This is a genomic window from Cyclobacterium amurskyense, assembly GCF_001050135.1.
In the GTDB taxonomy this organism is placed as follows: domain Bacteria; phylum Bacteroidota; class Bacteroidia; order Cytophagales; family Cyclobacteriaceae; genus Cyclobacterium; species Cyclobacterium amurskyense.
Map to the genome: position 1 here is coordinate 4,878,861 of NZ_CP012040.1, position 18,812 is coordinate 4,897,672.

Genomic DNA, 18,812 nt, shown 5'->3' on the forward strand with positions numbered 1-18,812 from the left:
TATTAACGTACTTGTTTTCATTGATGTCGTTGCCTTCGACAGGCTAAGGCGGCGGTACGTTCACGGTGGTTGAGCTTGTCGAAACCACGTCATTTATTATCGTACTTGTTTTCATCGATACCATTGCCTTCGACAAGCTCAGGTGGCGGTACGTTCTCGGTGGTTGAGCCTGTCGAAACCACGTCATTGGCACTCTTTATCCAAAAATGACTTTTCAAATGATAGAATAACCTATTTTTGTTTACCCCAAATAAAGTTCCATTTTTTCTATCCCCTTAAACCTTCCCCATTTCTTGTTCAAAGCTTAATTCAATAAACTCTCCCGGGTGTGAAAGGGCTACTTTTACGGATACACGTAAGATACCGTTTAAAATGTCTTCTGCCGTCATGGTGCTGCCCAAACCTATGTACACGACAAAAGCCTCCGCAGGAATTGAGCCCATAAGTCCTCCTTGTTTCCATACATACGTTAAAAAGTTTGCAATCTCACTTTTAATCGCTGCCCAAATATTAGCAGTATTGGGTTCATATACATAGACTCGAATAGCGGATTTAATTGATTGCTCCAAGAAGATGGCTGTTCGCCTTACGTTGAGATACCTCCAGTCTTGAGAGTTGCCATCCATGGTGCGGGCACCCCAGACCAAAACTCCTTGTCCCGGGAAAGTACGAATAGCATTTATCGCAAGACCCGACAAAGGCACATTGAGGTCCCCCTGCATTTCAGTGGTTACGTTGATGGTAGGAGCTTTCACACTTGAAATGGAGACATTTTCCGGTGCATTCCATACTCCCCGGGAGTTATCTACGGAGGTATAAATCCCCGCCATGGCAGCAGATGGAGGCATTGTATTTACTTTCTTCTGGATTGTTCTAAGCACCAGTTTATACGCCTTGCTAATGGATTGAAGGTTGTTATGCGCGTTTTTTTGACGGTCGGCTTTGATTTTTAGTTGTTCTTCTTTGCTTAATTTGGGATCTTCCGTTGGAGGAGCATCGGCTCCTTCAGCAGCAGCCTGGCCTGTCAGTTGGGATATCATAAGCAAAAATGCTCCTTTTGATTGTTCAGGAACTTGCGAAGCATCCATTTTGAGCAAGGTGTCCAGTGTTATCATGGCATTGCCTGATAGGTTTTCATAGGAGAAGGCAGCTTCGAGATACAATATTGTATGTAGCCAGGGATAATAGGCTGCTGCAAAAGAATAGTAAGCGGATTGCGATGGGATCACGTTATCCCTAAAGGCATCAATGCTCTCTGATGGATTTTTTTCAGGTTCCCAATAGCCCCTGGGTATGTCCAAAATGGCCATACGGTTGCCCATGGACCCACAATGGTTGATCATATGGGATTGTAATGAATAAGCGTCTTTATATCTGTCTTTCAAAGCCGATTGGCTGTCATCGTATAATTCCACTGCCTCCGGAATAATAAGTAGGGTAGGGACGGTTTCTTTTTCCAGTAGGTCTACTGCCGTTTTTAAGTCCGCTGCCTTGATCCGGTCTTTGTAATCGCCAACACAAACTACATAGCATTCCTCTCCGCCATTGTTATAGAAAAATTGAAGGGCACTGTGCATTCGGTATTGCGGCCCATTTGCTTTTACCAGGTAGCTTTCCCCAACATCCCCAAAGGTAAAATCCGCTGCATCGGTTGTGGTCTTTTCAAGGTCAAATTGAGTCACTGGCGGTTCATTGCCGAAAATCGTATAATAATCAGACAGCGAGGTTACCCTGCGCGGCTTATTGCGCAAATCCTCTCCATTGTAACTTGTATTGTGCGTATAGCCTATAAAAACAGGAATGGAAGTGGCTACCGGAACTATTCCCACAAAGGAATCAAGTTCCTGTACATAAACGCCTGGGGTTTTTCTTTGATTAGGCATGGTTTGTTTTTTAAGCGTAATTATTTATTGTCCGGCAATGCATCAAACTGTTTGCGCTTGTCATCGAACCATTTTTTCATTGCTTCAGGAGATTGCATCAGTTGCTGCATTTCTTTCATGGCTTTTAAATGATCGGGATCTTTTTTTTGAAACATTTCCATGCCATGGTTTTTGCTTAGCTCAGCCATTTCATCGAAGGTATTGGCATGAAAGGCCAGCCCACAGGCTCCCCCAAGTTGTTTACAAGTCATTGTCTTCATTATAGGATGGTTTTATTTTTTTATTAAAAAGGATTGCTGTACCGTAGGAACAGTTCTTTGACCAATTTTATATTAGTTATTTGTACTTGATTTTTGTAATCCACTGTAAAATAACCAATATAAGTAAAATCCTTTGGCTTCGGAAGTCTGGTGTCGACAAGCTGGCTTCGACAAGCTCAGCCACCGTTACGTCCCCGGTGGTTGAGCCTGTCGAAACCACGTTTCGTTATGACGTCTACGTATCCCAATACCTCTGCCTTCGACAAGCTCAGGCACCGGTTGGGTTTCCGAAAACTATGCCTTCGACAAGCTCAGGCGCCGGTTGGGTTTCCGAAACCTCTGTCTTCGACAGGCTCAGGCGACGGTCGAAGTAATTGATAATTACGTAATAAATCCCCCTGCGCCCGCTTTAAAGGGGGATTTTGGTTTTTTTTTGAATTTCCGAGTACGTTATTGACTTTTCAATTGGTTAGCCCATTTATAGGGTACCATCAAAAAATAGGACTTAAGCCAAAATTTAGATTTTTATTATATATGCCTTTTACAAGGGCATAGGGCTATAGAATTTCAATGCTAATCCTTACCTTAGTCTACTTAATAACTAGGCTTGGTTTGAAACCCAGGTTGAATCAAAGTTTGAGGGATTCCTTAAAACAGTTATTGATATTTCAATGTAGCATTTCTTGCATAAAAAATAGTGTGAAATCATTTACCAACATGTCAGAAGCATGTGAAAAGGGTTAAAAACAAAACATATGAAGCGTAGAAAGATGATGGCCACCATGGGAGCCATTTCCCTTGGATTAGCCTCCTCACCACTTTCAAAAGCAGAGGTAGTAAAAAAACCGTATAAAATCACGGAGAAAACAATTGAAACCGATATTTTGATTGTTGGTGGTGGTACTGCTGGTGTGGTAGCAGCCATTCAGGCAGGAAGAGCAGGAGCTAAAACAACCCTGGTCGAAAGTGGTAGTCAATTGGGAGGAACAACCACTACCGGAGGGGTTTCCTTTCCCGGGATTTTCCATGCTTGGGGAAAACAGGTCATCGGAGGCATAGGATGGGAACTAGTGATGGAAGCCGTAAATCTAAACGATGATATCCTACCCAACTTCTCCATTATTCCCAATAATACAACCATTCGTCATTGGAGGCATCAGGTAACCGTCAATCCAGCACTTTACGCCATGATTGCGGAGGAAAAGTGTGTGGAAGCAGGTGTTGATATTCACTATTACGAAACGCCTACAAGTATCGAATTTAAAGATGGAAAATGGTTTGTGAAAACAGTGGGTAAAGGGCTTAGCAATGAGATTATATGTGATCAGATTATAGATTGTACCGGTAATGCTACCGCAGCCTCTATAGCAGGTTTTAAGCTTTTGAGAGAAGAAGATACCCAACCTGGATCATTTGTCTTCAGAATAGGTGGCTATGATTTGGAAAAGCTGGACCTGTCGAAGATTCCTAAAGAATACCATTCCAGGCTCAAGCAAAACATGCTTATCAATAGTGATGTGAAAGTGGAATCATCGGTTAATAATTTCCCTCCAACTTCTCCTTATAATTATGTCTACGTACATGGTGCTGACTCCTCTACCTCGGAGCTACATACAAAAGCGAACCTGGAGGGAAGGGCTTCATTGTTGCAATTGATTAGAAAATTAAGAACATTCCCAGGTTGTGAAAAGATAAAATTATTGGATGCACGACCTGAGACGGCCATTCGGGAAACCTACCGAATTGACGGACTCTATAAAATCACCCATAATGACTATGTTACAGGGAAAGTATTTGAAGACTCCTTGTCCTATTCATTTTATCCAATTGATTTGCATAGAAACGGGAAGTCCATTTACCAGGAATTTCTAAAGGAAGATGTGGTTGCCACAATTCCACTGAGGGCATTGATACCCAAAAACAGCCAGAATTTCTTGGTGGCCGGACGTTGTCTAAGCAGTGACAGGCTGGCCAATTCCGCACTACGTGTTCAAGCTTCTTGTATGGGAATGGCGCAGGCCGCAGCGGTCGCTGCAGTATTGGCCATCAAACATAAGGTAACACCAGCAAATGTTCCTCTTCCAGAATTGAAAAATATGCTAAAGGAACATGGAGGCATAGTACCCAATGCATAAGTTGTTCATTCAAAATATAAATAGATGATCAATTGGATCAAAGGCTTATTGGTTGGTGCATTATTGCTCCCATTTTCTTTTGAAAATGGAGAGGACATTCGATATTTTCAACAATCCACCATACCGCTAACTGATTCCTCTGAGGTGATTGTATCCTCTATTTATGATTCTTTATCAAGTCAGGATATTTACCAGGTGAAAACATCAACTGGTACTCCTGTGCATTATTATATAGCATTTCAGGAAGGGGTATGCTTTGAAAATGAGTGCCGGCCCCTGAATATCCTGATCTACTGGAACATTACCGGTAGGTACCTGGGCTTTGAACTGGTGGATGGAGAGTTTCTTAGTAAATTTGACCATGAACCCTTTTCTCAAGAGGAGTACGAGGAACTGGATCAGTTGTTGGCAGATCCATTCCTCCCTTTGGGCAATTATACTTTTGAGGAGTTGGTCAAAAGGCCGGATACAGTCAGCCAATCCATGGATGGTGTTTCGGGCGCCACAATGAAAGATGTGTTGGAATACATTGTACCCGGAGCTGCTTATACTACCCATAAACTGTGGAATCTGATCCATGGTCCCATTCAACAAGAAGTGATTCGCCTGACAGAGCAGCAGCTCAATTCCTCATTGTTTAATAAAATCCTGCAGAGCAAAGATCAAAGTGACCAAACCTGGGCTTTGGAAAGGATCGCTCAGCTTTCTGATTTGGATGATTCTGTGGTTGAATCCCTAGTGAGGATACTTCTTGAGGGGGAGCATTTTCAATCCTACCTGCTTTTGAAATCACTTTCTTCAAAGCAACTGGAATCAGAGCATTTGCAGCTTCATCTTTTCAGGCTTATAGGCAAGGTGGACTATAGTATTGAAAACATGATTTTTGATAAATTGGTTGATGCGCCTCATTTACATGGTTCCGTTGTGCATGCTTCAATTTCCATCCTTGAAGAATTGAACGGGTCACAATTGGGAAAGTTATTGAAGCTTTTTTCGCATCATAAAGTAAAAAATCTTGAGTTTAATCAGGCACTAAAGCAGATGGTACCCCATGATAACAGTTTTGTGAAGCGTCAGCTGTTGCAGTTTCTAGAAAATCAAAGCCAAATTGCTGATTCAACAGGGGATCTGTAAGTTTAGTGCTGACCTATATCTGGTTTGGACCTGGTCAAAGTTTAGCGTTGCGTAACTTAGTATGGGATTGGAATCAATGGCTTGGGTGGGCTTAGGAACTGGATCGTGTTAAGCCAAAGCCACAAAGCTGGGTAATTTCATTATTTAGTCTCTTAAAGCGTTTCGGTTAGTATGATTTTGTCAGCATTGTTGCAGAAAAGGTGCAACAATACCGCCAAAATCAAGTTCGTTCAGATTTCCTTTACCACGGGCTTCACCCGTGGCTATTATAGTTTCAGCCCTTCAGGCTTCTCTGATTCTTTCGGGAATGGCAAGATTATCTAATTAGAACGGGATAACAATCCCATAATATTAACAATCCCAAAATCTATTTGAAAACCAATTATCAGCAAATCCTTCTAAGCGGAATGGGAAATTTCGAATTTTTAGAATTTTTAGAAACGTTTCTTTCTAAAATTTTGACCAGCCAATATATCGAGCACTTCATCTGGTCAAAGTTTATCGTTGCGTAACTTAGACCTACCATAAAGAAAGTTTTCAACTTTCATTAAAAGGCTCTTCTTCAATATGGGATTGGAATCAATGGCTTGGGTAGGCTTAGGAACTGAATCCCGTTAAGCCAAAGTCACAAAGCTGTGTAATTTTATTATTTAGTCCTTTAAAGCGTTTCGGTTAGTATGATTTTGTCAGCATTGTTGCAGAAAAGGTGCAACAATACCGCCAAAATCAAGTTCGTTCAGATTTCCTTTACCACGGGCTTCACCCGTGGCTATTATAGTTTCAGCCCTTCAGGCTTCTCTGATTCTTTCGGGAATGGCAAGAATATCTAATTAGAACGGGATAACAATCCCATAATATTAACAATCCCAAAATCTATTTGAAAACCAATTATCAGCAAATCCTTCTAAGCGAAATGGGAGATTTCGAATTTTTAGAAACGTTTCTTTCTAAAATTTTGACCAGCCAAAAATTAGGGATGAAGACGGATTAAACCAAAAATCTTTTAATTTTCATACTGTACTACTTCATCTTCCAGCCCTACACAAAGAAAAGCTCTTTTTAGCCCGTAATTTCTGCCCTCTTTTGCTTCATAATTGGCGAAGAGGTCTCCATTTTCCCTAAAAGCTTTTTGGATGCCTTCCTCTTTGCCCATATTCATATTGAGTACCTTAAATAGCTCACCTGTGGAGTACCATTTTTTTTGCACCCCATGTAACTTTCCAGAATTATAATTTAGGAGGGAGATTAAAAGGTGCCTTGAATCGGCAGACCAGGTTTTTTTCTCACCATGTAATTTCCCCTTGTGATAATGGGCTATGTGTTTGATTTGTCCATTGGCATACCAATCCTTGGTTTCATTTTGCTTTCGACCTTCCAGGATACCCATCTTTTGTTTTATAGTGCCGTCAGGAAAATAAGTTAAAGCATAACCTGAAAATTTTTCCCCATCTAAGGTCCAAATCGAAATCTTGTTGTCATAAACAAGCTTAGATTTATCGATCGTACTTGAGGGAACCTCCAAGCGGGTGAATGTTTCCTGTTTAAAGCTTTTATCATCCTTTTTTGAGGCTTGTCCACAGCTGACGATCAATTGAATTAGAAGGATACACATTAAGTTTCTCATGGATTATTAGTTATTTTCTTGGTTCCTTTCCATTAAGTGAAATACTGGATAAGTTCTAATCAATAAATCAAAAAAGAACAAGTTTACATAATGGTGTTAGGAGTGCCTTGAAGGTCTACACCAAATAACAGTATGTATGAACCTATATAGGTCTCGTTGATGATGTGATAATGATAAAATTCTTCTCCATCACTATGTTGGGTAGCAGCAATATGTCCACCTGAAGCGTCTAAATCTGAAGGGTGATCACTTGTAGCATCACATTTTCTTCCGTAGAGTAAAAAACCATCCTGTAGTATTCCTACTAGTTTTTCATCGTCATAGGACAAAGTGGTGTTTTCCGTCACATTTGAAGCCTCCAAATGGTAATGGTAACCGGTAGGTCCCATATGCGCACCTGCATAGTCGAAACCAGAGGCTACATTGGCAGATAAAGCGATATTTGGACCTTCTTCATCATTAAAAATTGGAACTCCGGTCACAGCGATGCCTATAGCCCCCAATCCTGTAGCTGAACTTGAAGAAGCCTTCTCCGGAGTAGCTTGCACAGTAAGTGTGTAACTCGTGCTTGATATAGTACCTGGAGACATTTGACTTTCATTGGCCACACTTGGTGCTATATACAAGCTGTTGCTTTCGCTCCAGTAGGGTGAGGTATGATTTGGCAATCCGTTGGATTCAATGGTTATCTCATCGTCATCAAAAGAAACAGTCACCGCATCTTCATTGAATTCATCGAAGGCTGCAACAGGTGTACTACCCGTGGAGGTTGCAATGGAGTCATCATCATCATTGCTGTCTGCCACATATCCACTGGGTTGGGTACAAGATGTGGTACTTACACTTGGATTTCCCAAACCGTCACCATCTGAATCCTGATACCATGTAGTTTCAGTACAAGTTTCTTCATCACTGGCGCATGAAGAAAACAAAAGGCTTGATACTACAAAAACGAGTGTTAATAAACTTGGGACTTTCATTATTCCTAAAATTAAAAATTGCTATTGAATAGAATCATTTAATAAGTTAGACGGGCTAAAGGAAAAAATCCCTCGATTTTATTCAAACTTTTTAATAGTTAAAGGAAAAATAGATAAAACCCGGATACTCAGGCAGTCTTTATGGATTAAGGATAAGATAATTAAACTGAAAATGGTTTTTTTTAAATAATTAAAAAATTACAAATGTTTCGGTTGGTTGTTTTCGAATTTTAAGATTTAAAGCCATTTCCCTTTTGTATTTCCATTTTATTTCCTCCCTAAAAATGGCCAATATTATTGGGTTTTTTAGGAATGTTTTGCTCTTCCATCCTTTTCTGAAAAGCTTCCTTACTTTCACCTGGGCTTGGCCATACATCGCTGGAACGATGGGAATCAGCCATCATATTATTGATTTTTTCCACCATCTCCGTATTGTCATCACTGATGTCATTTTGCTGTTGCGGATCAGTTTTTAAATTGTACAATTCCAAATCCGCACCACTTGCCTTGTGGCCAAAATAGTCTCCCCATCTTATGGCTTGATTTTGATTGTGTTCCCAGTAGAGGTATTCATGTTGCTTCTGTACTCCTTTGCCGGTGAGGGTTGGCAATATACTGATTCCATCCAAGCCCGAAGGGGGACTTACTCCAGCCAAATCAGCTGCTGTGGGAAGGAAATCCCAAAAAGCCCAGATATGATCACTTTCTGTGCCTGCTGCAATGTGTGCAGGCCAACGAGCAATAGCTGGAATATGAAATCCCCCATTGTATTCGTTTCCTTTCTGACCTCTGGTAGGAGACCGGTGTTTGAAAAACGCACTCAATGTAGGCCCCTCCTGAACATCGAGGTATCTTTTTTCATAGCCCTGACTTGAATTCCCATTGTCAGAGGCAAAGAAGATAATGGTGTTCTCATCCAAATTCAAGTCTTTCAATAAAGCCATTAATTTGCCCACTTCTCCATCCATTCTGGAAACCATAGCCGCCCATTCTTTGTGTTGGATTGGCCATTCTTTGTCTTTGTATTGGCCAAGTTCTGGTACGATAAGTGGGCCATGCGGAACGGTATTCGCAAGGTACAAGAAGAAAGGCTGGTCTTTGTTCTGTTTTACAAAATCTAAGGCTTTTTCATTGATGATGTCAAAAGAATAAACAGCAGCTGAGGGGTCTTCAATACCATTTGGAATAACTTTTCCTTCCTCATCATATGCACTGGCCTTGGAATAATTTTCATATTCAAAATGGTTTTGATTTCCTGAGAAAAATACTTTTTCCTCATTGTGATATAAAAATTCAGGATAATAGGTATGGGCTTGACGCTGATTGAGGTATCCATAGAATTCATCGAATCCCATCTTGTTCGGGATTCCGGGTTGGTTATTCAAGGCCAAACCCCATTTGCCGAATAAACCGGTTTTGTACCCTGCTTCTTTGAGCAACATGGCAACGGTATAATCTCCTTCTTGTAAAGATTCACGGTACGATTGGTAAGAATTCCCCCTTACTCTGGCATGTCCCTGATGCAATCCCTGCATCAGAGAAGATCTGGAAGGAGCACAAACAGAACTACCTGCATAGGCATTGGTAAACTTGATTCCTTCATAGGCTATTCTGTCAATGTTTGGGGTTTTGATTTTTTCCTGCCCATAGCAGCCTAAGTCTCCCCAACTCAAGTCATCACTTAAAATAAATATGATATTCGGAGACCTTTCCTCTTTTATTTCCTTTTTATTGGAAGTACAAGAAAAACACACACTAAAGGCCAAAGTAAGACTGATGATGTAAGAATGATAAGTACGTGTAATGTTCATGGAAAGTAGGATTAAGGCTTTTGTGAATATTTAAGGAGTAGCTGTAAGGGACTTGAGTCTGTCTATGGCATTCTGATTATGAGGGTTTAAATCAAGTGATTTTTTAAAATTTACAATGGCTTTTTTATGGTTGCCCAAATAAAGAAAGCCCTCAGCCAAACTATCATATAAATTGGCTGATTTGGGGTATAATCTGATGGCCAAATTAAATACATTCACCCCTTGATTTGAGGTTTTGGAATTAAAAATCAATTGAAGTCCTAGGGTATTTAAGCTTCCTTCCGGAAGGTTAAGGTTGGGGTGTTTAATTTTACTTTGCTCATATAGTTCCCATAGTCCATTGTAATCCTTTGAAGCAGCCAAATCATTGAAATCATTAAAAGTAAAGGCAGTGCCTTTTTGCCCCTTCTTTTGGTAGCTTATGATTTTATTATTTGTTGAAATCTGCTCTAACTGGCCTTTGAAGGTTGTTTTTGCCATATTGTCATCCAATAAATAGGCTTTCAAAAAACTCAAACTAAGTATTGATACCCATTTATAAGCATTCATTATTTCAAGATCACTTTTGTCTTGTCTGGTGTCTCGAACTTCAAAAAGAACCCCCAGGGTGCTGAAATACGCATGGGTTAAATCAAGAAATTTTAGTCGATAAGTTCTGTTGAGGGATAGGCTGTCATATAAATCAAACCTAGTATTAAGAGTCGAGTCAATCTTGTCTTCCTTGAGCACCATTTCAGGAATGTCCTTTTGGGCCATATGTAAGTAGGGCACATCCAATTTATTCAAATCAAAGAAGGGTGATTTTTTCAATAAAGCATACTGGTACCTTTCGGTACCATCCAGACTGACCATGGCCTTGATGTTTTCATTGCGCATCTGGGCAGTAACATTGGATAAACCGCCAAAACTAAAGCCCATGACAGCGATTTTATTGGGATCAGCATTTGGGAGTTGCATTGCCTTTTTTATTAGGAATTCAACATCTCTGGCTTGGGTTTCTATTTCCTTCTCTGGTTTATTTCCAAACCAGCGTGTCTCGGTTCCCCTGCTAGGACTTGCAATTACTATAAAACCCTCGCTTGCCAGGTATTCGCACAGGGCGAAATTTTCAATGGAGGAAGCTTGAAAACTTGGTGCATACACAACCAATGGATATTTTCCCTCGGCCTTTTCCAGATCAGTATAGGCATTGGTTTTCTCCTTAAGATGGGCTTGGTTGGCGGGACTGTTGGCATAATAAAACCAATTCAATATTTGTTCATTGGGAAGGTTTTCCCATTCCTCTTCCTCTTTTAAAATCTGAAGGTAATCAAGAACCCGTAGCGATGTTATGCTGTCAACATTTTGGGTAGAAGGATACCATATGCTTATAGGAATGGGCCTTGCGATTTTTTCATTGCTATAATCGTAAATTCTACTGTAGGTTCTGGAACTGTCTGCGCTGGTGTAATGCAGAAATCCAACGCTGTAGGGGCCTTTTTCTAGGTCTATTTTAGCCAAGGAAGTTTGTCCATAATTTAAATGAACTTGAAAAATAATGAGGAGGAATGCTACAAGGAATCGCATGGTTTTATTAACTGAGTTCATTGCAATGGTTGCCTTACTACGGTAAAGATTGTGGGCTTGGTCTGCAACTTCCATTTTATCGTTAAGTATTGGCTTATAGGTAGCTGGCTAATTTGTATGTCCCTAATTTAATGGGATTTTAGTCCTAATAAAAGTTATATTTACAACAAGTAGTAGGTAATCCCGAAATATGCAGTAGACATTCTATTACGTGCTGAAATCGCTTTAAAATACCCAATCGTTGCTGTTTTCAATTTCACCATAGCGGTGCTATGCTAAAATCTCCAAACAGTTTGATTTTCTTGCGATTGCAACTCATTACGAATCCTATTACATAATCCGGGATAATGCATTGTTTATTCCAAATGTGAAAAATCGGTATGATAATCTTTTATTAATAAGGGTATGCCTTTTGAGTGTTTTATATAGTGATTTAATTTTGACATAAAAATAAAAATGACCCAATCAGGGTCATTTTTATTAGCCTATCGGTAGGTAATTATTTTCTTACCATGTGTAATTCTGAACCGGGTAACCAAATGATAATTAGGGTAATCCCGTTAGAATCATTACTGTTTAAACAAGGGTAAAAATCTCCTGCTCTGGTAGTCTTGATTTTGGTGTCTTGTCTGTAGTGTTAAAATCTGTGGTTGTCCGGTAACCTATGGAAACGGCGGTTACTGCAGTAAATCCTTTTTCTCTTAAACCAAACTCCTCATCTAATGCTTTTACGTCAATACCTTCCATAGGTACTGCATCGATGTTAAGAGCAGCCACTCCGAGTAAGAAATTGCCTATGTTCAAATAAACTTGTTTTTCTAACCAATGTGGTAGGTCTTTCAGATCGTATTTGTGGATGTTTGCAAAGGCGTTTCTACCGCCATGCATACCTTGTTTTACCTGTTCATTTGGAAATCTACCATCCAGGTCTTCCACGGCCAATACATGTTGCATATAGTCTTCATCTGCAGTGATTCTTGAACAAAATAAAATGACATGGGAAGCATTTAATACCTTGGTTTCATTGAAGGAATAAAACCCTTGTGTTCCTTTGGCAATTCGTTTTTTGCCTTCTTCAGTTGATGCAATAATAAAATGCCAGGGTTGTAAATTCGTACTAGAAGGACTCATTCTTAAAAGTGCCTTGACCTGTTCAAAATCTTCTTTTGAAATTTTCTTGTTTGGATCAAATTCTTTAGTGGAATAACGCCAGTTTAATACATTTTTAATGTCCATAATTTTATACTATAAGTTTTATAGTTGCAAAAGTAAGGATAGTGTAATAACTTTGCAATAACGGTCAAATTGGATAGTATAAAATTTTTGAATGAATGTATAAATTTAAAGGCAAAGAATACCCTTGTTGTGCCAGTCTAACGATGGGACTAATTGGTGGTAAGTGGAAAACAGTAATTCTGTTTCACCTAAGAAATGAAGCCATGAGGTACAATGAACTGAGGAAAGAAATGCCCACAGTTACGGAGCGTACTTTAAGCTTGCAGTTGAAAACCTTAGAAGAAGATGGTATTATCAAAAGAAAGGTATATACCAGTAAACCCCCTCTTAAAGTAGTTTATTCCCTGACCGATTTTGGAAAAACATTGATTCCGGTGGTTCAATCCATAGCAGATTGGGGACACAATGTTGTTCACAATGGCATTGAAGTTTCTGAATAAATAATTTCTAGAAAGTATCTACCTATTAGTTATTGTAGAATTTTGTTGGCTTGTACCATATGACGGTCATTGTGGTAAATGACAACCCTAAAAGTATCGCCGAGTTTCAATTTAAGCCATTTTGAGATACTGATGGCCGTTTTGGTTTTGTTAAGGTCTACCATTTTTGCCTTTTCGAGAAGATCTAATAGCTGTACTTGTTGAGTTAGAAACCGCTGGAGAGTTGTTTTGTCCAGTGAGCTACCTATAGGATTTTTGTTCTTGAAGGTTTTCATTTTGTTCAATTTCTCCTTAGGTAGCATGGTTTTGGCAAAATAGTTACCAAGAAAACCGGATTTGAAGGTCGCATTTGATTCGGTTTTTGATTTGGCTATGCTTCTGCTAATTTCCGGGATATAAAAATCTCCATAAAGGTTCAGATGTTCTATACATTCCAAAATACTCCATTTTTCCGATCCGGGTTTTTGATTCAGTTTTTCTTCAGATAAGCTATTGAATTTTTTTACCTGATTGATGTTAATACGTGTTCGTTCCACTAAATCTTGTATTAATTTTTCTGAGGCTATTTTCATCGTTTTTTTTAACAAAATTCGACGTAAATCAATTGTAAAACATTGATTTAGATCAAGATTTTTTTAGCCTAGACAATGTTTCCGGTGTCATTCTTAAGTAAGAAGCGATGTGTTTGTTAGGGATTTCCTGAAACAATTGAGGACTTCTGGCCAATACTCTTTTGTACCTTTCTAGTGGTGAGCTTGTTAAAATATCTCGTTCTCTTTCCATCTGTTGGTAAATTAACTCTCCGAGCATCTGTTGCCAGATTTTGGTGTTTTCAGTTGAGCTGTCAATAAATGCCATGAAGCTTGCCTTTTTGATTACCTTTAATTGCGTTTTTTTGATTGCTTGGATGTATAAATCAGAAGGCTTTTCACTAATAAAAGAATCCAATGCAGCAATGAAGTTGTTTTGGTATCCAAACCTTATTATGTTCTCTTCAAACTCTTCTAGCAAATAGATTCTCAAGCTCCCGCTGACCACAAAATAGAGGTTTGTGTCTATGCTACCCTTAACCTTTAAATATTCCTTTCTGTTCAATTCCAGGTTTTTCTCCCACAATTGCTTCTGGTCAATTTGCGCAATAAAGTTTGAAATTGGATTCATTTTTTGGTTAAGGTAAAATATGTTTCAATGATTACTTTGTAATTTTTGCACGATGGGTATATCTGCTGCCGCCCAATCCAACTGATTGAGTTCTTCAGGTTTTAGCCATTCCTGGCTTATATGCTCACGGAGGGAAAGTGCTTTTGAATCCACCTCACATAGGAAACCATGCATTGTCACCTTAAAATCTGGATAGGTATGCTCCACAGTAAGGTATAGAGATTTAATGGCAGGAATAATGTTCAGTTCTTCCAATAACTCACGTTGCAAAGCCTCTATTTTCGTTTCTTCAGGTTCTACTTTTCCGCCAGGAAATTCAAACTTTTTCGAAATATATTGATGTTTGCTTTCTGGTCTTTGCACACAAAGGATCTGGTTTTTAAAAAAAATTATTCCTGCAACAACCTCAATGCTCTTCATTATTGTTAACTGTTATTATTTCCTTGTTGACAATCATCATTCCTATCCTTGTGTCTAAATGGTTTTACATTAAAATTTTACCAATATGCCCGTTTAGACTAATGGAAATAAAAATGAAATAGGTTAAATATTTTAATTTTCTTAATAAAGGTTTATTCTATGACCTCCAAAAATGCAACACATTGTTTATTACTTGGTGTTTCGAGACTAATTATGCCTTGAAAACCCCAATCATGCTTGCCACTTTTCCATGTAACTTCAACTATTTCTGGTTCTGTCCATTTTAGTGAATTTATATCCAACCATTGCAGTTTTAATTTATCAGCAAAAACCCAAGGATCCAAATCAACGGTATAACGGCCCTAAGGGAAATAGATGGCATATTGTTGGCCAATGTTTGCGGTGACATAAGCTTCCATCGTAGAAGGAACAGAAACATTTGGAGAAAGAAGGTCATTATGAGGTGTACAAGAAACGATGTCCAACTTTTCAAGTAGCATGTTCATTACTTTGAGATTGGTCTGAACACGCTCATTCAAACCAGAGCCCCACGGTTTGTTTGGGACAGAAGGGCGGTGGAATCTGGCAGAAGCACAGCCACCTATGATGTCCCGCCAAAACCGATCCATGGCCTCAGTTTCTGATCCTGCAGAGTAATTTAACCCACCATCTGTGGCCCCATAAATCTTCACATTATTTAAAGGAACAGGTCCTAAGGAAGCAATTTTTTCACGTAAGAACATCAGATTGTCCCAGTGTGCTTTCCCTCTACCCCCCTTGGAATCTTGGTTGTTTTGAGAAATGTCTACAAAATCAAAAATAGCAGGGTAAGTCATGTAATGTCGGATTGCATTTGCAGCGGAAAGTTGCATGTTGGTGATGTATATCCTTTTCAAAGATTTATTGGCCAATTCCTTCAGATAAAGCGCCCAATAGTTTCCCCAATCACTCTCTTCGCTACTTTCGTTATTAATATTGTACAATACATTGTCATACTTTAATGTTACGGAAAGCAATTTATCAATGAACTTTTTCTGAAAGGACAACTCAGTCTGAGCGTTATTATTGACAGTTGCAAAGAAATCCCGACTGTCTTTCCAAGTTCCAGGTTGCATATTGATATTATTTTTAGGGTTCCAGGGGTGATTTCCCCATCGCCCTGAAGAATTGATATCAAAGATATCCCAAAGGGTCAATTGAACAATGATGCCTCTCTTAGAGGTTTCGTCGAGAAAAAAAACAAGTCTACGCCAATATTCATCGTTCCATTGGTTTAAGTCATAACTGTCTTCGTTGATCTTTTTAAAAGCAAAAACATTTCCTTCATCACGGTCCGACATGGTATTTCTGAGGTAATTTCCTCCTGATGAAATTAGCAAATCCAAATGATCTGTTAGTTGTTTGCCTGTCCATGGAAAAAGGTTATCATCATCACTTCCTCCAATCAGTACTAGAGGTTCCCCTTGATACTGCCAATACCATGGGTTTTGAGTGTAGGGCTTGATGCCCTGAGAATCGGTTTCATTGGTAGAATAACTTTGCCCTGATAATTTTAGGGTACTAATTAATAGAATTGACAGAAACAATAAGGTTGTTTTAGTTTTCATTTTTTTGAGAGTTCAATGGCTTGGCTAATTTGAACCCGAAATATGCAATAGAAAATTTATTAGGTCCTGAAATCGCCTCATAATCAACTACCTATTTGCAGCTTTCAATTTCACCTTATCGGTGCTTTGCTATAATCTCCAAACAGCTTTCCGTTAACACGGGGAGGACAGGCTTTACCCCGGAATATGTCAGGGCGGAGAATCCAATTACTTATTCCGGGTTAAAGTTAGTTTGAAAGGACATATTTTAAAATTAGAAAGGCATAATTTCTTCTTTTTTAGAATGAAATTATTCTTTTTGGAATTCCGGGTTTGGGGCTGGAGGTACAGCACTAAAATCTATCTTCGGAAAGGCAATATGCCAATCTGTTTTGCAGTTTTCTCTTAAATCAGCCATAAAAGCATCAATCCGTTCTTTGCCAACTGAGTGCATAACGAAAATATGGGAATAAGAACGCAACTGCCGTTCACTTTCATTGACAGGAACCCAAAGTCTATCCGTATCTAAGGACCATTTGTAATTTAAAGTTTCATTGACCAACCGAAAACGAACGGTCAAACTTAAGCGAGACCGGGCAATCCATAGATCCACTTCGTCACCAAATATAGCTTTTAATTCAGATTCAAATTTGAACAATTCTGCCTCCAGATAGGCCGAAACATTTTCTGTTTCAACGGCCTTATTCATATTGTCTTCATAACTCATCCTGGAAAAATAATCCCATAGGATCATGGGCGAAAAAGCAGATCGAGAGCCTCCTAGAGTGGTGTCAGGCGTACCTAAAAAGGAACTTGCTGCATCTGGAGGCAACAGCTGGTAGCCAGTTCGAGTCATAAAGATACCTGAAGGCCAGGGCCCCCCAAGCCATTTATGCATGGAGCAACCTACACTCATCACAGCTGGATTACGAAAATCAAACATAGGGCCTTTTTCACTCAAAAGATTGCGGTTGTGGGCCATTTCCACAAAGGGAAGGTAAGCCGCACCGAGTGCACCATCCACGTGAAGCCAAAAACCCCTCCGTATATCATACAAGGGATTTCCTTTTTCGTCCTTTCCATAAACCACTTTTCGTTCCCATAGCCATGGATAGTCTTTACCTAGCTCTTCAAACATAGCATTAATGGACGGCACATCATCATAAGCCCCTTTCCAGGTGGTTCCAATATTGGCAACTACTACTACGGGATAGCTTTTGGCAACAAAAAATTGAACCAATAGCGTCAATTTATCAATTTTAACCGATCCTGACTTTGGATTGTCTTTGTCAAAATCATGGGAAGGAACCATTTCAGGCCAACTTCCATCATTGGTAATGGGACATTGTCCGGGATATTTTTCCTGTCCTATTTGCTGGAAAGTAGGCAATTCCAGTAAATGCGAAGCCTTTTGTATGGAATAATGAACATCTTCAGAATAGAAGAGCACAGGGGTGTAGGCGTTTTCAGAAGTTTTTTCATTTTTTATAGGAGCCTTATAAGAAAAATGTTGTCCCCTTGTTTCTCTTCCTCTTCTGGTGTAAGCATCAATTTGCGCATTTGTTTTTTGATCTTCAAGGATGGTCTTGCCTTTTAGGTAGTCTCTGGCATTGAACAACCCGTAAATATTTCCTTCAGTAAATCCCATTGTGAGTACATAACCCCAATACCTGGAATCTGCATCCTGTTGATCGATAGCAGCAGTATGGGGCCAATTGTTGTTCCATAAAGCAGCAAAATAGTCTAAAACTGCTCGCTCACAGAATTTTGAGTTAAGGGTATAACGACCGCTGCTAAAAGGATCTCCAATATTATTGGCATGCATGTCCATGAGGTAAGGAAAGCGATCAGCATAATTCTGGTCTTGATTTCCCTGAAAACCCGCAAAACTAGCATGTTGGGTTTCAATAAATTCTTTAAAGGAAGTCAAGGCTATTTCTCGTTCCTCATCTGTCAATCCTGTAGGAGGGATTTCGAATTGGCTGTAGTCAATTTGGGGAAAGTTTCCATTGACATCCTTGGGTGGTACCGAAACATAGACCTCATTTGGGTCATTACTTGGCCTTGACACAATGGCTCCTTCTGGTACCTGAGCAGTCCATGGAAGTTGTTTCGGGCCGTAAGGTACATGCTGTGAATCTTCGCAATTTTTAGACATGGTTATCTTTTATGTTAATTCAAACGACAACTGTTAAAGCTGAAATAGTACTTGCTACTGTAATGGTTAGGGAAAAAGTAAGTAGTTGGTTATGGTTTTCTTTTTATTGGTTACAAAATATTATGGATAATAACCTTTTCATTATCTGCATCCTAACCTATTTTTTAGGCATTGTCAGTTTTTAGTTGACTATAAATACTAATATACAGATAGTTAGCCAATGGAGCAAGTTCCGTAATTGGCGATTTACTTAGGCTTTATTAGCAAGTAAAAAGAGAGCAACTTGCAATAAGCAAAATAACAAATGCTGGAATTGGACTTGAATTATATTCAGGACAGTTTTTTATAAAAAAATATATTTGCGGGAACCAAGCTTTGAAATAAATAAGCTTAAGGGTGGGATTACCCTTAAGCTCGA

General features: G+C 39.3%; 15 protein-coding genes. 3 read left to right on the forward strand and 12 right to left on the reverse strand.

What is annotated here, in order from left to right; genetic code table 11:
• Nucleotides 1-275 precede the first annotated feature (275 nt).
• Both CA2015_RS19605 and CA2015_RS19610 read right to left on the reverse strand, forming a co-directional pair.
• Entirely contained in the window at nucleotides 276-1,883 is a 1,608-nt protein-coding gene (locus CA2015_RS19605) for a phage tail sheath family protein (protein ID WP_048643431.1), read from the reverse strand.
• Nucleotides 1,884-1,903: 20 nt separating this feature from the next.
• Complete coding sequence (locus CA2015_RS19610; RefSeq protein ID WP_048643432.1) at nucleotides 1,904-2,143, reverse strand: hypothetical protein; 240 nt, start codon at nucleotides 2,141-2,143, stop codon at nucleotides 1,904-1,906.
• Nucleotides 2,144-2,898: 755 nt separating this feature from the next.
• On the opposite strand from CA2015_RS19610, the gene CA2015_RS19615 reads away from it, so the two are divergent.
• Complete coding sequence (locus CA2015_RS19615; protein WP_048643433.1) at nucleotides 2,899-4,278, forward strand: FAD-dependent oxidoreductase; 1,380 nt, start codon at nucleotides 2,899-2,901, stop codon at nucleotides 4,276-4,278.
• A 24-nt stretch (nucleotides 4,279-4,302) separates the two neighbouring features.
• Nucleotides 4,303-5,412, forward strand: a complete 1,110-nt coding sequence (locus CA2015_RS19620; RefSeq protein WP_048643434.1) for a hypothetical protein — start codon at nucleotides 4,303-4,305, stop codon at nucleotides 5,410-5,412.
• A gap of 1,003 nt (nucleotides 5,413-6,415) precedes the next feature.
• On the opposite strand, the gene CA2015_RS19625 is transcribed toward CA2015_RS19620, so the two are convergent.
• The 5 genes from CA2015_RS19625 to CA2015_RS19645 all read right to left on the reverse strand — a co-directional run bounded on the left by CA2015_RS19625 (nucleotide 6,416) and on the right by CA2015_RS19645 (nucleotide 12,629).
• On the reverse strand, nucleotides 6,416-7,036 hold the full coding sequence (locus CA2015_RS19625; protein ID WP_048643435.1) for a toxin-antitoxin system YwqK family antitoxin: 621 nt from the start codon (nucleotides 7,034-7,036) through the stop codon (nucleotides 6,416-6,418).
• A gap of 83 nt (nucleotides 7,037-7,119) precedes the next feature.
• Nucleotides 7,120-8,016, reverse strand: coding sequence for a YHYH protein (locus CA2015_RS19630; RefSeq protein ID WP_048643436.1), 897 nt, complete (start codon nucleotides 8,014-8,016; stop codon nucleotides 7,120-7,122).
• A gap of 278 nt (nucleotides 8,017-8,294) precedes the next feature.
• The gene (locus CA2015_RS19635; RefSeq protein ID WP_048643437.1) at nucleotides 8,295-9,827 is read right to left on the reverse strand and encodes an arylsulfatase; all 1,533 of its coding nucleotides are present in this window, start codon (nucleotides 9,825-9,827) and stop codon (nucleotides 8,295-8,297) included.
• A gap of 30 nt (nucleotides 9,828-9,857) precedes the next feature.
• Nucleotides 9,858-11,468, reverse strand: a complete 1,611-nt coding sequence (locus tag CA2015_RS19640) for an alpha/beta hydrolase (RefSeq protein WP_240477851.1) — start codon at nucleotides 11,466-11,468, stop codon at nucleotides 9,858-9,860.
• Between the two features lie 501 nt (nucleotides 11,469-11,969).
• A complete protein-coding gene (locus CA2015_RS19645; protein ID WP_048643438.1) occupies nucleotides 11,970-12,629 on the reverse strand; it encodes an oxygen-insensitive NAD(P)H-dependent nitroreductase NfsB in 660 nt (219 codons plus the stop codon).
• Nucleotides 12,630-12,724: 95 nt separating this feature from the next.
• Between CA2015_RS19645 and CA2015_RS19650 the strand changes: the two genes are divergently transcribed.
• Nucleotides 12,725-13,069: a winged helix-turn-helix transcriptional regulator gene (locus CA2015_RS19650; protein ID WP_014021999.1), complete on the forward strand. Its 345-nt coding sequence runs from the start codon at nucleotides 12,725-12,727 to the stop codon at nucleotides 13,067-13,069.
• A 29-nt stretch (nucleotides 13,070-13,098) separates the two neighbouring features.
• On the opposite strand, the gene CA2015_RS19655 is transcribed toward CA2015_RS19650, so the two are convergent.
• The 5 genes from CA2015_RS19655 to CA2015_RS19680 all read right to left on the reverse strand — a co-directional run bounded on the left by CA2015_RS19655 (nucleotide 13,099) and on the right by CA2015_RS19680 (nucleotide 18,394).
• Nucleotides 13,099-13,641 carry a DinB family protein gene (locus tag CA2015_RS19655; protein WP_048643439.1) on the reverse strand — a complete coding sequence of 181 codons (543 nt, stop codon included), beginning with the start codon at nucleotides 13,639-13,641 and terminating at the stop codon, nucleotides 13,099-13,101.
• A 52-nt stretch (nucleotides 13,642-13,693) separates the two neighbouring features.
• The gene (locus CA2015_RS19660) at nucleotides 13,694-14,230 is read right to left on the reverse strand and encodes a Crp/Fnr family transcriptional regulator (protein WP_048643440.1); all 537 of its coding nucleotides are present in this window, start codon (nucleotides 14,228-14,230) and stop codon (nucleotides 13,694-13,696) included.
• A 24-nt stretch (nucleotides 14,231-14,254) separates the two neighbouring features.
• Nucleotides 14,255-14,650 (reverse strand): (deoxy)nucleoside triphosphate pyrophosphohydrolase, encoded by a 396-nt coding sequence (locus CA2015_RS19665; protein ID WP_048643441.1) that lies wholly within the window; start codon nucleotides 14,648-14,650, stop codon nucleotides 14,255-14,257.
• Nucleotides 14,651-15,012: 362 nt separating this feature from the next.
• Nucleotides 15,013-16,257 (reverse strand): hypothetical protein, encoded by a 1,245-nt coding sequence (locus CA2015_RS19675; protein ID WP_048643443.1) that lies wholly within the window; start codon nucleotides 16,255-16,257, stop codon nucleotides 15,013-15,015.
• A 289-nt stretch (nucleotides 16,258-16,546) separates the two neighbouring features.
• Complete coding sequence (locus tag CA2015_RS19680; protein ID WP_048643444.1) at nucleotides 16,547-18,394, reverse strand: PLP-dependent aminotransferase family protein; 1,848 nt, start codon at nucleotides 18,392-18,394, stop codon at nucleotides 16,547-16,549.
• Nucleotides 18,395-18,812: the final 418 nt, after the last annotated feature.